Source organism: Streptomyces sp. NPDC127097 (genome assembly GCF_042724075.1).
Taxonomy (GTDB): Bacteria; Actinomycetota; Actinomycetes; order Streptomycetales; family Streptomycetaceae; genus Streptomyces.
Genome location: NZ_JBHXFI010000032.1, coordinates 76582 through 89933 on the forward strand (window position 1 = coordinate 76582; position 13352 = coordinate 89933).

General features: G+C 68.9%; 13 protein-coding genes. 5 read left to right on the forward strand and 8 right to left on the reverse strand.

What is annotated here, in order from left to right; translation table 11 throughout:
- The first annotated feature begins 22 nt into the window (after window positions 1-22).
- The 3 genes from ACFWJW_RS23570 (at window position 23) to pknB (ending at window position 5012) form a co-directional block, all read left to right on the forward strand.
- Entirely contained in the window at window positions 23-1408 is a 1386-nt protein-coding gene (locus ACFWJW_RS23570; protein WP_387244704.1) for an FtsW/RodA/SpoVE family cell cycle protein, read from the forward strand.
- Window positions 1405-2874, forward strand: coding sequence for a peptidoglycan D,D-transpeptidase FtsI family protein (locus tag ACFWJW_RS23575; protein WP_387244707.1), 1470 nt, complete (start codon window positions 1405-1407; stop codon window positions 2872-2874). Before ACFWJW_RS23570 ends, ACFWJW_RS23575 begins: the two co-directional genes overlap by 4 nt.
- A 146-nt stretch (window positions 2875-3020) precedes the next feature.
- Complete coding sequence (gene pknB / locus ACFWJW_RS23580) at window positions 3021-5012, forward strand: Stk1 family PASTA domain-containing Ser/Thr kinase (protein WP_387244711.1); 1992 nt, start codon at window positions 3021-3023, stop codon at window positions 5010-5012.
- Between the two features lie 165 nt (window positions 5013-5177).
- Here pknB and ACFWJW_RS23585 read toward each other — a convergent pair whose 3' ends face one another.
- The 6 genes from ACFWJW_RS23585 to ACFWJW_RS23610 all read right to left on the reverse strand — a co-directional run bounded on the left by ACFWJW_RS23585 (window position 5178) and on the right by ACFWJW_RS23610 (window position 9854).
- Window positions 5178-5918: a class E sortase gene (locus tag ACFWJW_RS23585; protein ID WP_387244714.1), complete on the reverse strand. Its 741-nt coding sequence runs from the start codon at window positions 5916-5918 to the stop codon at window positions 5178-5180.
- 25 nt (window positions 5919-5943) lie between these two features.
- Window positions 5944-7419 carry a class E sortase gene (locus ACFWJW_RS23590; protein WP_387244717.1) on the reverse strand — a complete coding sequence of 492 codons (1476 nt, stop codon included), beginning with the start codon at window positions 7417-7419 and terminating at the stop codon, window positions 5944-5946.
- Window positions 7416-8072: an aminodeoxychorismate/anthranilate synthase component II gene (locus ACFWJW_RS23595; RefSeq protein ID WP_387244719.1), complete on the reverse strand. Its 657-nt coding sequence runs from the start codon at window positions 8070-8072 to the stop codon at window positions 7416-7418. The genes ACFWJW_RS23590 and ACFWJW_RS23595 overlap by 4 nt, the downstream gene beginning before the upstream one ends.
- Window positions 8069-8242: a hypothetical protein gene (locus ACFWJW_RS23600; RefSeq protein WP_018092075.1), complete on the reverse strand. Its 174-nt coding sequence runs from the start codon at window positions 8240-8242 to the stop codon at window positions 8069-8071. The genes ACFWJW_RS23595 and ACFWJW_RS23600 overlap by 4 nt, the downstream gene beginning before the upstream one ends.
- Window positions 8243-8323: 81 nt before the next feature.
- Window positions 8324-9046 carry a class E sortase gene (locus ACFWJW_RS23605; protein ID WP_387244722.1) on the reverse strand — a complete coding sequence of 241 codons (723 nt, stop codon included), beginning with the start codon at window positions 9044-9046 and terminating at the stop codon, window positions 8324-8326.
- Between the two features lie 37 nt (window positions 9047-9083).
- Window positions 9084-9854 (reverse strand): DUF881 domain-containing protein, encoded by a 771-nt coding sequence (locus ACFWJW_RS23610; protein WP_387244725.1) that lies wholly within the window; start codon window positions 9852-9854, stop codon window positions 9084-9086.
- A 181-nt stretch (window positions 9855-10035) separates the two neighbouring features.
- Here ACFWJW_RS23610 and crgA point away from each other — a divergent pair, with 181 nt between their 5' ends.
- A complete protein-coding gene (gene crgA, locus ACFWJW_RS23615) occupies window positions 10036-10290 on the forward strand; it encodes a cell division protein CrgA (RefSeq protein WP_387244728.1) in 255 nt (84 codons plus the stop codon).
- 235 nt (window positions 10291-10525) lie between these two features.
- Here the strand turns inward: crgA and ACFWJW_RS23620 are convergent, their stop codons facing one another.
- Together ACFWJW_RS23620 and ACFWJW_RS23625 are read right to left on the reverse strand one after the other, a co-directional pair.
- On the reverse strand, window positions 10526-11443 hold the full coding sequence (locus ACFWJW_RS23620; protein WP_387244731.1) for a rhomboid family intramembrane serine protease: 918 nt from the start codon (window positions 11441-11443) through the stop codon (window positions 10526-10528).
- A gap of 150 nt (window positions 11444-11593) precedes the next feature.
- Window positions 11594-12121: a peptidylprolyl isomerase gene (locus ACFWJW_RS23625; RefSeq protein ID WP_387244734.1), complete on the reverse strand. Its 528-nt coding sequence runs from the start codon at window positions 12119-12121 to the stop codon at window positions 11594-11596.
- A 319-nt stretch (window positions 12122-12440) separates the two neighbouring features.
- Here ACFWJW_RS23625 and ACFWJW_RS23630 point away from each other — a divergent pair, with 319 nt between their 5' ends.
- On the forward strand, window positions 12441-13151 hold the full coding sequence (locus ACFWJW_RS23630; RefSeq protein ID WP_387244737.1) for a DUF5324 family protein: 711 nt from the start codon (window positions 12441-12443) through the stop codon (window positions 13149-13151).
- Window positions 13152-13352 lie beyond the last annotated feature (201 nt).

A 13352-nucleotide genomic window follows, 5' to 3' on the forward strand; every position in this document is an offset into this window, starting at 1 on the left:
GGCGTAGGGGGCCGTAGATCTCATGAGCAGCAGCACCACCAACACCACCACCATCGGCACCATCGGAGCCCCGAGCCGCCGCAACACCGAGCTCGCGATGCTCGTCTTCGCGGTGCTGATTCCGGTCTTCGCATACGTCAACGTCGGTCTGGCGAAGGACGGTACGGTGCCGGCCGGTGTGCTGGGCTACAGCCTCGGGCTGGGCCTGCTGGCGGGCGTCGCGCATCTCGTCGTCCGCAAGTGGGCGCCGTACGCCGACCCGCTGATGCTGCCCATCTCCACCCTGCTCAACGGCCTGGGCCTGATCTTCATCTGGCGGCTGGACCAGGAGCCGTCGCTGGGCAAGGCGATGGCCCCCAACCAGCTGATGTGGTCGACGTTCGGCGTCGCGCTCTTCCTGGGCATCCTGATCTTCCTCAAGGACCACCGCGTCCTCCAGCGCTACACCTACATCTCGATGGTGGTCGCGCTGGTGCTGCTGGTCGCGCCGATGTTCTTCCCGGGTGTGAACGGCGCGAAGATCTGGATCACGATCCCGGGTCTCGGCTCGCTCCAGCCCGGTGAGTTCGCGAAGATCATCATCGCGATCTTCTTCGCCGGCTATCTGATGGTGAAGCGGGACGCGCTGGCGCTGGCCAGCCGCCGCTTCATGGGGCTCTACCTCCCCCGCGGCCGCGACCTCGGCCCGATCCTCGTCATCTGGGCGCTGAGCCTGATGATCCTGGTCTTCGAGACCGACCTCGGTACCTCGCTGCTGTTCTTCGGCCTGTTCGTCGTGATGCTGTACGTGGCGACTGAGCGGACCAGCTGGATCGTGTTCGGTCTGCTGCTCAGCGCGGGCGGCGCGGTCGCGGTGGCGACCTTCGAGTCGCACGTCCAGACGCGTGTCCACAACTGGCTCAACCCGCTGGAGCTGCTCAACGGCGGTGTGACCGAGACCGCCCAGGCCATGTACTCCTTCGGCTCCGGCGGCATCCTCGGCTCCGGACTGGGCCAGGGCTACTCCCGCCTGATCCTCGGTATCGCGCCGAAGAGTGACTACATCCTCGCCACGGTCGGCGAGGAGGTCGGGCTCGCCGGACTGATGGCCATCCTGCTGCTGTACGGCCTGCTGATCGAGCGCGGTATCCGTACGGCGCTGGCCGCCCGCGACCCGTTCGGCAAGCTGCTGGCGATCGGCCTGTCCGGGGCCTTCGCCCTTCAGGTCTTCGTCGTCGCCGGCGGCGTGACGGGCCTGATCCCGCTGACGGGTATGACGATGCCGTTCCTCGCCCAGGGTGGCTCGTCCGTGATCGCCAACTGGGCACTGGTCGCCATCCTGCTGCGGATCAGCGACACCGCGCGCCGCCCGGCGCCGGCCCCCGCCCCCTCGACCGACGCCGAGATGACCCAGGTGGTCCGTCCGTGAACAAGCCTCTGCGCCGGGTCGCGATCTTCTGCGGCCTGCTCGTCCTCGCCCTGCTGGTCCGCGTCAACTGGGTGCAGTTCGTCCAGGGTGACGAACTCAAGAACGACCCGCACAACCGCCGGGTCGCCATCGAGCGCTACAGCACCCCGCGCGGCAACATCATCGTGGACGGCAAGGCCATCACCGGCTACACGACCACCGACAGCGGCGACTTCAAGTACAAGCGGACGTACAAGAACGGCAAGATGTGGGCGCCGGTCACCGGCTACGCCTCGCAGGCATTCGACGCCAACCAGCTCGAGAAGCTCAACGACAAGTTTCTCTCCGGCACCGACGACAGGCTCTTCTTCAGCCGCACGGTCGACATGTTCACCGGCGGCAAGCAGAAGGGCGGCAACGTGGTGACCACCCTTGATGCCAAGGCCCAGAAGGCCGCCTTCGACGGTCTCGGCCACCAGAAGGGCGCGGTCGCCGCGATCAACCCGGAGACCGGCGCCATCCTGGCCCTGGCCAGCACCCCGTCCTACGACCCGTCCACCTTCGCCGGGATGAGCAACAAGGACGCCGAGGCGTACAACGCGCTCCAGAAGAAGAGCGACCCCGACGAGCCGATGCTCAACCGGGCGCTGCGCCAGACCTACCCGCCCGGCTCCACCTTCAAGGTCGTCACGGCCTCCGCCGCCCTGGAGAACGGTCTCTACGACGACGTCGACTCCAACACCCGGTCGCCGCTGCCCTACACGCTCCCCGACACCTCGGGCATCGAGCTGAAGAACGAGGGCAACATCCCCTGCAAGAACGCCACCCTGCGGGAAGCGCTGCGGGTGTCCTGCAACACCGTGTTCGGCAAGATCAGCGCCGATCTCGGCAACAAGAAGATGATGGACGAGGCGCAGAAGTTCGGCTTCAACAACCCGGAGATCTACACTCCGGTCCGCGCCTCGGAGAGCATCTTCCCCAAGGACAACCGGCCGCAGAACGCGATGGCGGGCATCGGCCAGGCATCCAACCGCGCCACGCCGCTCCAGATGGCCATGGTCGCCTCGGCGGTCGCCAACGGCGGCAAGCTGATGAAGCCGTACATGGTCGACAAGCTGGTGGCGACGAACCTCAATGTGGTTCAGCAGCACACTCCGCAGGAGATGAGCCAGCCGCTCAGCCCGGAGAACGCGCAGAAGATCCAGAGCATCATGGAGACCGTGGTCAAGTCGGGTACGGGAACCAACGCCCAGATCCCGAACGTCACAGTCGGCGGTAAGACCGGTACCGCACAGCACGGCGAGGACAACAAGGACAATCCGTACGCCTGGTTCATCTCCTACGCGAAGACCGACAAGGGCACCCCCGTCGCGGTGGCCGTCGTCATTGAGGGATCCGACACGCTCCGCGATGACATCGCCGGCGGCAAGCTCGCAGCTCCGGTCGCGAAGCGCGTCATGCAGGCGGTACTCGAAGGCGAGAAGTGACGCGGATCATGCCAATACCGGTCACGTATCAGGTTGCGGCTCCGGCCCGGTCCGGTACGGCGTGGCGGGTACGGTATGCCCGGACAGCACACCGCCGGACCACACACCGGTGCGGTCGGGACTGACGGAGAGGGCTGGAGAAGCTTATGGAAGAGCCGCGTCGCCTCGGCGGCCGGTACGAGCTGGGCTCGGTGCTCGGCCGCGGTGGCATGGCCGAGGTGTACCTCGCGCATGACACCCGCCTGGGCCGCACCGTGGCTGTGAAGACGCTGCGGGTGGACCTCGCCCGTGACCCGTCCTTCCAGGCCCGGTTCCGCCGTGAGGCCCAGTCGGCCGCCTCGCTGAACCATCCGTCGATCGTCGCGGTCTACGACACCGGCGAGGACTACGTCGACGGCGTCTCGATCCCGTACATCGTCATGGAGTACGTCGACGGCTCCACGCTCCGTGAGCTGCTGCACTCCGGAAGAAAGCTGCTGCCCGAGCGCTCGCTGGAGATGACCACCGGTGTCCTCCAGGCGCTGGAGTACTCCCACCGGGCCGGCATCGTCCACCGCGACATCAAGCCGGCCAACGTCATGCTGACGCGCACCGGCCAGGTCAAGGTCATGGACTTCGGCATCGCCCGGGCCATGGGTGATGCCGGCATGACGATGACGCAGACCGCGGCGGTCATCGGCACGGCCCAGTACCTCTCGCCCGAGCAGGCCAAGGGCGAGCAGGTCGACGCCCGCTCCGACCTGTACTCCACCGGCTGTCTGCTCTACGAACTGCTCACGGTACGGCCGCCGTTCGTCGGTGACTCCCCGGTCGCGGTGGCCTACCAGCATGTCCGCGAGGAGCCGCAGAAGCCGAGCAACTTCGACCCCGAGATCACGCCGGAGATGGACGCCATCGTCCTGAAGGCGCTGGTCAAGGACCCGGACTACCGCTATCAGTCGGCCGACGAGATGCGTGCCGACATCGAGGCGGCGCTGGACGGCCAGCCGGTCGCGGCGGCCTCCGCGATGGGCGCGGCCGGCTACGACCAGGACCAGCCGACCACCATGCTGCGTCCGCAGGACCCGGCCGGCCAGACCGCCATGCTTCCGCCGATGAACGCGGACGACGGGGGCTATGACGACCGCGGCGACCGCCGCCGCGGTGGCGGCCAGAAGAAGAGCAACACCTCAACGATCCTGCTGGTGATCGCGGCCGTCCTCGTCCTGATCGGTGCGATCTTCATCGGCAAGGCGATGTTCACCAAGACCAATGGGGGCGGCACATCATCGGTGCCCAACCTCGTCGGCAAGTCCTTCAAGGACGCCAAGGCGTCCGGTCGCAACGGCGGCTTCCAGGTCGAGGAGGCCGGCCGCAAGGCGTGCGACAACGTCAAGCGGGGCCAGGTCACCGAGCAGACCCCGAAGCCCGGCGGCGAGATCGCGAAGGATGAGGCGGTCAGGGTCACGCTGTGCACCGGGGCCATCAAGGTCACCGTTCCGGACGTGGAGGACTACTCGTTCCAAAAGGCGGTCGAACGCCTCGAGCGCAAGGGCTTCACGCACGTCCGACAGGTCAAGAAGGAATCCGACCGGGCCCCGGGCACCGTGATCGGCCAGAATCCCAAGGCCCAGAGCGAGGCGGCCAAGAGCACGGAGATCGTCCTCACCGTCGCTCAGGAGTCCCCGAAGGCGAACGTCCCGGACGTCACCCGCCAGGACTTCGAGGCGGCCAAGAGTCAGCTGGAAACCCTGGGCTTCAAGGTCAACAAGGTCGAACAGGACGTCACCGACCCGACCCAGGTCGGCAAGGTTCAGAGCCAGAGCCCCGACGGAAACACCCCGGCCAAGCTCGGCTCCACCGTGACCCTCACGGTCGGCAAGGCGGGGGCACAGACGCCGGTACCGGGTGTCGTCGGCCAGACGGTGAAGGACGCGAAGAAGGCGCTCCAGCAGGCCGGCTTCACCAACATCCAGTTCGCCGGCGGCAGCCCGCAGGACGACAACGCCCGCGTGGCCGCCCAGGACCCGCAGCCGTCGACACCGTCCGACCCCAAGACCACCACCGTGACGCTGACCACCATCGGTGGCGGCGGCGGGGGCGGCAACGGCAACGGCGGCGATGACGGCGGCGGCTTCATCGGCGGACCGTTCGGCTAGCAGCCCGGCCGCTTCGGCCCGGCGCACACGAAGCCCCGGCAGCTCTTCGGGCCGGGGCTTTCTGCTGCGCGGACGCGGGTCCCGAGGCGGGAGATGCGGGGCCGGGAAGCGCCGGGCCTTACCGGGAGCGCCGGGCTTCCTGGGAAGCTCCGCGGCCCCCCGGGCCTAGCGGAGTTCCTTCGGCGGTGTGCGCTCCGCGTCGACCTTCTCGGTCCGCTCCAGTTCGCCCCAGACGACATAGCGGTAGTTCGAGGTGTAGACCGGGGTGCAGGTCGTGAGGGTGATGTAGCGGCCCGCCTTGCGCTTGCCGGATTCCTTCGGGATGTCGTCGAGGACGTCCACGTTGTACTTCGAGGTCTCCGGCAGGGTCGCGAAGACCTTGTAGACGTACCAGGTGTCCTTGGTCTCGAAGACGATCGGATCGCCGTCCTTGAGCTTGTCGATGTTGTGGAACTTCGCGCCGTGGCCGTCGCGGTGCGCGGCTAGGGTGAAGTTCCCCTTCTTGTCCTTGGGCAGCCCCGACTTGACCGGCTTCGTGTAATAGCCGGCCACCCCCTCGTTGAGGATCTCGGAGTCGGTGCCCTTCTCGACCAGCACCTCGCCGTTGTTCATCGCCGGGACGTGCAGAAAGCCGATGCCGTCCTTGGTGTCCAGCTCGCCCGGCCCCTTGGGCCCGTTGCTCGCCCAGTGCTGGCGCACCTGGTCACCCTGCTTGTGCGCTTCGCGGTCGGCGAGGACATTGGTCCACCACAGCGAGTAGGCGACGAACAGGCCCAGGACCAGCCCGACCGTGATCAGCAGCTCACCGATGACGCTGACGATGGAGGCGAGGGCCCGGCGCACCCGGCGCGGCTTGAGTGGCGGCGCGGACCGGTCGCATGCCTCGTCGTTTCCGGTGGCAGTCACCGCGTAGCACCCCTCTTATGTTTGCTCAGCCGGCGAGCGCATCCGGTTTGCCCTTGCTCCGCGGCCGCTCGTCGACCATCTTGCCCCAGACGATCATCCGATAGGTACTGGTGAACTCCGGGGTGCAGGTCGTCAGGGTGATGTAGCGGCCGGGTCCGGTGAATCCCGAGCCGGGCGGCACCGGGCCGATCACACTGGTGTTGCTCGGCGACGTCTGCGGGAGGATGCTCTCCATCTCGTAGGTGTAGTACGAGCTCTTCGTCTCGACGATGATCTTGTCGCCCTTGGTGAGCCGGTTGACGTAGCGGAACGGCTCGCCGTGGGTGTTGCGATGGGCCGCCACCGCGAAGTTGCCCTTCTTGTCCCAGGGCATCGCGGTCTTGATCCCGCTGTTCTTGTCGTAGTGACCGATCAGGCCGTGGTCCAGCACCTTGTGCTTGTCGATCCCCTCGGCTATCGGCGCCTTCACGTCGAGCTTGGGGATATACATGATCCCGAAGCGCTCACCGTCCGCGAGGTTCTTCTTCTCGCCGCCGCCCTTGTCCCACTCGTGCTGAAGGTTGTTGGCGGCGCCGCCCGCCTCCTGCTCGGCCAGCACGTTCGTCCACCAGAGCTGATAGGTGACGAACAGCAGCATCAGCACGCCGAGGGTGATGAACACCTCGCCCAGCGCGCGGCTGGCGATCAGGCTGGGGCTGTCCTTGGCGGCTCGTGCGGCCTGCCGGGCCTCCAGCCGGGACATGGGGGCGGAGGCCGGTTCGGAAGCGGAAGCAGCGGCCGCTGTGGCGGCGGTGGCTCCGGTGTGGCGTCCGCGCCTGCCGCCCCGCTTGGCGGCCTCCTGAGCGGCCTTGCGCCGGGCCGCTCGGCCGCCGGGCGCCGGGGTCGCTGCCGCGGTTTCACGTGAAACCGTCGTGCCGGTTTCACGTGAAACGCCGTTCCCCTCAGGCTTCTCCGCCTGCCGGAGCGCCATGGTCTCGTCGTCCTGCCGCGATGCGGGGGCAGCGGCCCTGGCCGGAGCGGGGCTCACGGCCGGGTTCGGGCTCACCCGCGGGGCGGGGGCGGGGGACGCCGGTGCCTCCGGGGCGGCTTCGCGCCGGGATATCGACTCGGCGGTGGCGGGGCGGGGGACGTACCCGGAGCCATACGCCTGGCCGTGGGCGGCCGTCTGAGGGCCGTACGCCTGCGGATCCGGCTGGGGTGACCCTTCGGGCTCCAGATGCGGGCGGAACCACGGTGAGCCCTGCCGCACGCCCTCCTGAGCGGGTTTGCCCCGTCGGCGGCCACGGCCCGGCTGCCCGAACGGACCGGGCGCGGGTGCCGGGGGCGCCTGGCCCGGCAGCGGATCGGTCAGCGGGTCGGCCAGCCGTTCCACCGCCGCCTCGAACGGATCGGGCTGCCGGTACGGGTCCTGCGGAGTGGAGGACCGGTCCGGCTCGTTCGGCTCGTTCGGCTCGTTCGGCTCGTAGGATCTCCCTTCACGTTCCGGGCGCAGGGCGGTCACCCGCCTGCCTTGCCGACCACCGGGGCCAGCCCCGTCGAGCGCTCCACCGCCCCCTTGTCACCGCATTCGACGAGCCAGTTGGCCAGCATCCGGTGCCCCCACTCCGTCAGTACCGACTCGGGGTGGAACTGGACGCCCTCGACCGGGAGTTCGCGGTGCCGCAGGCCCATGACGATCCGTCCGCCGGGGACGTCCTCGGCTTCCGTCCAGGACGTGACGATCAGTTCGTCGGGGACGGTGTCCGGCTCGACCGCCAGGGAGTGATAGCGGGTGGCGGTGAAGGGGGACGGCAGCCCGGAGAAGACGCCGGCGTCCTCGTGGTGGACCAGCGAGGTCTTGCCGTGCAGCAGCTCGGGGGCGCGGTCCACCACGCCGCCATAGGCGACGGCCATCGACTGCATGCCCAGGCAGACGCCGAAGACCGGGACCCCGGTGTCCGCACAGTGCCGGACCATGTCGACGCAGACGCCGGCCTGCTCGGGCGTGCCGGGACCGGGCGACAGCAGCACCCCGTCGAAGCCGTCCTGGGCGTGCCGCGTCGCGACCTCGTCGTTGCGCAGCACCTCACATTCGGCGCCGAGTTGGTAGAGGTACTGGACGAGGTTGAAGACGAAGCTGTCGTAGTTGTCGACGACGAGGATCCGTGCGGTCATCGGGCGGCCATCCCTTCATCGACAGTGACGTCATTGAAGGGCAGCAGCGGCTCCGCCCACGGAAAGACGTACTGGAAGAGCACGAAGACGACCGCCAGCACGAGCACCAGGGAAATCAGCGCTTTCACCCATGTGTTGCCCGGCAGATGCCGCCAGATCCAGCCGTACATGCTGTCGCTGTCCCCTTGCCGATGCCGATGACGATGTCGATTGCGACACCAGAGTAAGGGGCGAGGGCGGGCCCAGGTGGGTCAGCCGGTCAAAGCCGCTGGCCTTCCCTGTGCCACGGGTTGGGTGGAATCCAGGTGTGCCCAGGCGATCAGCCGGTGGCTGTGGCCCCATTCCGGCTCGCAGGTGGTCAGCGTGAGATAGCGCCCGGGACCGTTGAAGCCGGACTTCCGCGGTACCGGGTCGATCACCCCGATGTCGCCGGGCAGCGTCGTGTAGGGCCGGTTGTCGATGCGGTAGGTGAACCAGGTCGTGCCGTCGGTCAGCACCACCGCGTCGCCGGGGCGGAGCCGTGGGAAGTCCTTGAAGGGGTCGCCATAGGTGCGGCGGTGACCGGCGACGGAGAAGTTGCCGGTCTCGCCGAGACGGGCGGTGCGGGCGTAATGGCCGAGGCCGCGCTTGAGGACGTCGGTCGCGGTGCCTTCCAGGACGGGCTTGGTCCAGTCGGCGCCCAGGCGCGGGATGTACATGACGGCGAAGGAGGCGCCCGGGGTGTAGCGGCGGGGCCGCTCGGCCGGAGTGGAGTCGCCGTCGGGGGCCGGGGTGCGGTCGGGGGCGGTGCCCCGGCCCGTGGACCACTGGTGCCGGAGTCTGCCGATCTCGCCGTCCATGGCGCTGTCGGCCTGTACGCCGGTCCAGAAGAGGAGGTAGGCGACGAAGAGCACGATCAGTGCGCCGGCGGTGACACAGATCTCGCTGAGGGTCCGCACGATCCACCGCACCGTCGTCCGGCCCCGCAGCGTCATCCGGCCCCGCCCCTCCCCGGCGCCCGCGGCGTGCGGGCTACGGCTTCACAGGCTGTGCGTAGTGGAGATCCACTGTGCCGGAGTAGCCGGGAAGAGTCACCGCCTCGTGCTGGTCGACTTTCCAGCCGAGCCCGTAGGCGTTCACGTACTGGAGATAGTTCTGGATGGCGGGGGCGGCGGTCAGCGCGTTGGTGAGGGCCTCGCGGTCGCCGACGGCGGTGACCTTGTACGGCGGGGAGTAGACCCGGCCCTGGAGGATCAGGGTGTTGCCGACACAGCGCACCGCGCTGGTGGAGATCAGCCGCTGGTCCATGACCTTGATGCCCTTGGCGCCGCCCTGCCACAGGGCGTTCACCACGGCCTGGAGATCCTGCTGGTGGATGACCAGGTCGTTGGGCTGCGGCTCGGGCACCCCGGGGATCTTGGCGGTGGCGTTGGGCGGGGCGTCGGTGAGCGTGACCGTCACACCCTGCCCCTTCACCGGCTTGGTGCCGGCGTTCTTCTCCAGCGCCTTGAGCTTGGCCTCCTCGGCCCGGGAGCTGCCGTTGTCGCGCTGTGCGAGCGCGTCGACCTCTTCCCGCAGGGTGGCGTTACGGTCGTCCTGGGCGCCGTTTTTGTGGCTGCGTTCCTGGATGAGGTCGGACAGCCGCAGCATCGAGTCGTCCGAGCGCAGGTTCGTGCCCCGCGCGGTGTCGAAGCTCAGCCAGAACAGCAGCCCGGCGAGCGCGAACACGACCAGGGTGAGGAGCCGTACGGGCCGCAGGCGGGAACGGGTGGGGCGGTCGGGGGAGTCAGCGGAATTGCTCAACGTACCCTTACTCCTTACGACGCCACGGAAGCACTACGCTAACGGACGCCCGGGAAAGGAATCCGCTCCCCACCGCGTCCGCGCCCTGGCGTACACCTCGTACCTCCCCCGCGGATGGGGGCACCGCCCGCTCGAGCGACCACGAGAGCGGGGGAGCAGCGCATCGACAGGAGAGTTCCTCGTGCCGAAGTCACGGATCCGCAAGAAGGACGACTTCACGCCGCCGCCGGCGAAGACCACCAACCTGAAGATGAGCTCAGGCCGTGGCTGGGTGGCGCCGCTGATGTTGGCGATGTTCCTCATCGGGCTGGTGTGGATCGTGATGTTCTACGTCTCCGAGGGCGATCTGCCGGTCGCGGCCATGGGCAACTGGAACATCGTGTGCGGCTTCGGCTTCATCGCGGTGGGCTTCGGCGTATCCACCCAGTGGAAGTAGCGCAAGCCCTGCCCAAGGCCATCCACACGGTTATCCACAGCCGGGGAAAACTTCAGAAGATCTGTGGATAACCCTCCGGAGGTTGACGCCGGTGTGATCGGCGGCACCCTCCGCCGGGCCTCGACTCCCCCGTTCCTTCCTGGGGAAACGCAGCCCGGAGCGGACCGGAACGAACGTTCCGCACAGCTTGCACAAGATCGGCCACGCACTGTGGACAACGTGCCGGGACGGACTCTCAGCCCACCAGCTGAAGAGTCCGTACCCACACCACCGCGGTGATCGCCAGGAACACCACCGCGCAGGTCGCGGCGTGCACCAGCGTCCGGCGGTCACGCGGCGCATGCACCATCCCGAACGCCACCACAGCGCCCACCACCAGGCCACCGACATGGGCCTGCCAGGCGATGTTCGGCCACAGGAACGTGAAGGCCAGGTTGATGCCGAGCAGGATCAGCACCGGCTTCATGTCGTAATTCAGCCGCCGCAGGAGCACGGCCGTCGCACCGAGCAGCCCGAAGATCGCGCCGGAGGCGCCCAGCGAGGGCTGGCCCGGCGCGGCGAGGAGATAGGACAGGGCGCTGCCGCCCAGGCCGGCGAGCAGATAGAGCGCGATGAACCGCAGCCGGCCGAGCGCCGCCTCCAGCGGTGGGCCCAGCCACCACAGCGAGAGCATGTTGAACGCGAAGTGCGCGATCTGCTGGTGCAGGAACATCGCGGTCAGCAGGCGGTACCACTCGCCCTCGGCGACACCGATGAGCTGATACCGGTTCGGGTCGGCGGCGAGCCCGAGCAGATCGAGCCGGTCGACCAGTGGGCTCAGGTCACCGCCCGTCGCCCACACGGCGACGAACACGGCCGCGTTGAGGCCCAGCAGGATCTTGGTGATCAGCCGCGGATCGGCCGCGATCGTGCCGCCCGCGATCGTGCGCGGCGCGGCGGCCTGCGGTGCGTGACCGCTGCCGCCACCGCTCCGCACGCACTCCGGGCACTGGAAGCCGACCGAGGCACTGACCATGCACTCGGGGCATATGGGCCGGTCACAGCGGGTGCAGCGGATGCCGGTGGGGCGATCCGGGTGGCGGTGGCAGCCCGGCAGGCCATCGTCATCCCGCGCGTCCTGCGGCTCCTTCGGGCTGCCTGGCACCTGGTCCATCCGTCCCCTCGTCCTCTCCGTCCGGGGCGCGTCAGCGCTTCGCCTTTTCCGCCCGGCCTCCGCCCCGTGGACGAGCGTCGCGCCCCGCCTGATGTACGACCGGGCGGGGCGCAATGGTTCCCCGGATCCGTCCGGGTCCGGCGACGCGGGTCAGCGGGTCTCGATGGCCACCGACTCGATCACGACGTCCTGGACCGGACGGTCGGTGCGCGGGTTGGTCTGGGTGGCGGCGATGGCGTCGACGACCTTCTTGCTCGCCTCGTTGCTGACCTCACCGAAGATGGTGTGCTTGCCGGTCAGCCACGCGGTGGCCCCGACGGTGATGAAGAACTGCGAGCCGTTGGTGCCCGGCCCGGCGTTGGCCATGGCCAGCAGGTACGGCTTGTTGAAGGCCAGGTCGGGGTGGAACTCGTCCCCGAACTCGTAGCCGGGGCCGCCGGTGCCGTTGCCCAGCGGGTCGCCGCCCTGGATCATGAAGCCGCTGATCACCCGGTGGAAGACGGTGCCGTCGTAGAGCCGGTCCGTGGACTTCTTGCCCGTCGCCGGGTGGGTCCACTCCCGCTCACCCTTGGCGAGCTCGACGAAGTTCTTGACCGTCTTCGGTGCATGGTTCGGCAGGAGCCGAATCTCGATGTCGCCCTGGTTCGTCTTCAGGGTGGCGTAGAGCTGCTCAGCCACGTTCTACCTTCCATAAGTCTTCACTGACGGATCCCGATCCTCGCACGAACCGGCCCGCCGAAGCCCTCCGCGCGGCCCGTGCGCGCCGCACAGCCCGCACCTCTTGCCGGTTTTCGTGCGGATTTCCAGCGCCCGGAGCGGCAATTCGTGGCATTGTCGTCAACAAGACTCCGGAAGGTCCGCAATGACCCGGATGCCCGCTCGCACATGCCGTACGACGCATGAGCGGGCATGATCTTCAAACGGGTGGACAGGCGACAGAGAAGACACGGGGGACCAACCCCCAAGCCCCGGACACGCCACCGAGGAGGAGGATCCCGTGACCCGCAAGAAAAGCGTGCGCGCCGCGACCGATACGGCCAAGGACAGCGTGCGGCACGCCGCGGAGGTGGTGGCTCCGTATGCCGGTACGGCCAAGGAAGCCGCCGTGCACTTCGCTCACGAGGCGCGCACGCGCGCCGCTCCGAAGGTGGCCGAGGCCGCTCATCAGGCACGTGCGCAGTACGACGCGCATCTGCACCCGCGCATCGAGCACGCCCGAGGCAGCCTGCCGCCCAAGGTGGACGCCGCGGCGACCCGGGCCGCCTGCCGGACCCGTAAGGCGGCCCGCCAGGCTGCCGATTACACGGCACCGCGGCTGGAGCACGCGGTGACCCACGCCCGTGCCGCGGCCGAGCCGGTTCGCGAGGAGGCGGTCGCCCGCGGTACCGCCGCGATCGCCGCGCTCCGCGGCCAGGTGACGGCCGCCGAGATCGCCAAGCTCCAGAAGAAGCACAGCCGCCGGGCCAAGTGCGGCAAGGCCGCCAAGCGCCTCACCGTGCTGGGCATCCTGGCCGGCGCGGCGATCGCCGCCTGGAAGTGGTGGGACAAGCAGGCCAACCCGGACTGGCTGGTCGAGCCGCCGGCTCCCACGGAGGTCAGCGACCGCGGCCGGCTGAGCGCGGTCGATGGCAGCGAGGGCGCCGCGCTGGACCCCGACGTCCAGGCCAAGCAGGCCGAGGCCGATGAACGCCGCGGCGGCACGGCCTGACACCGGAGCACCGGACACCTCACCGGGCCGGGCCCGTCACCCCAGCGAGGGCGGCGGGCCCGGCCCGGTCGCGTACGGCGGACGGCCCCGGGGCGGCGACCCGGCCCCCCCCCCCCCCCGGCCCCCCACCACCCCCGCAAACAAAAACACCACTCTACAATCCTATAGGCACAGCAGGTTGGAGTGTTGGAGGTGGACCGT

Excerpts from the sequence above, each read along its gene's own strand:
- ACFWJW_RS23595 (WP_387244719.1), bottom strand. The coding sequence starts at position 8,072 with ATGACCGCACGGATCCTCGTCGTCGACAACTACGACAGCTTCGTCTTC.
- ACFWJW_RS23600 (WP_018092075.1), bottom strand. The coding sequence starts at position 8,242 with ATGTACGGCTGGATCTGGCGGCATCTGCCGGGCAACACATGGGTGAAA.
- pknB (WP_387244711.1), top strand. The coding sequence starts at position 3,021 with ATGGAAGAGCCGCGTCGCCTCGGCGGCCGGTACGAGCTGGGCTCGGTG.
- ACFWJW_RS23605 (WP_387244722.1), bottom strand. The coding sequence starts at position 9,046 with ATGACGCTGCGGGGCCGGACGACGGTGCGGTGGATCGTGCGGACCCTC.
- ACFWJW_RS23620 (WP_387244731.1), bottom strand. The coding sequence starts at position 11,443 with ATGGACCAGGTGCCAGGCAGCCCGAAGGAGCCGCAGGACGCGCGGGAT.
- ACFWJW_RS23570 (WP_387244704.1), top strand. The coding sequence starts at position 23 with ATGAGCAGCAGCACCACCAACACCACCACCATCGGCACCATCGGAGCC.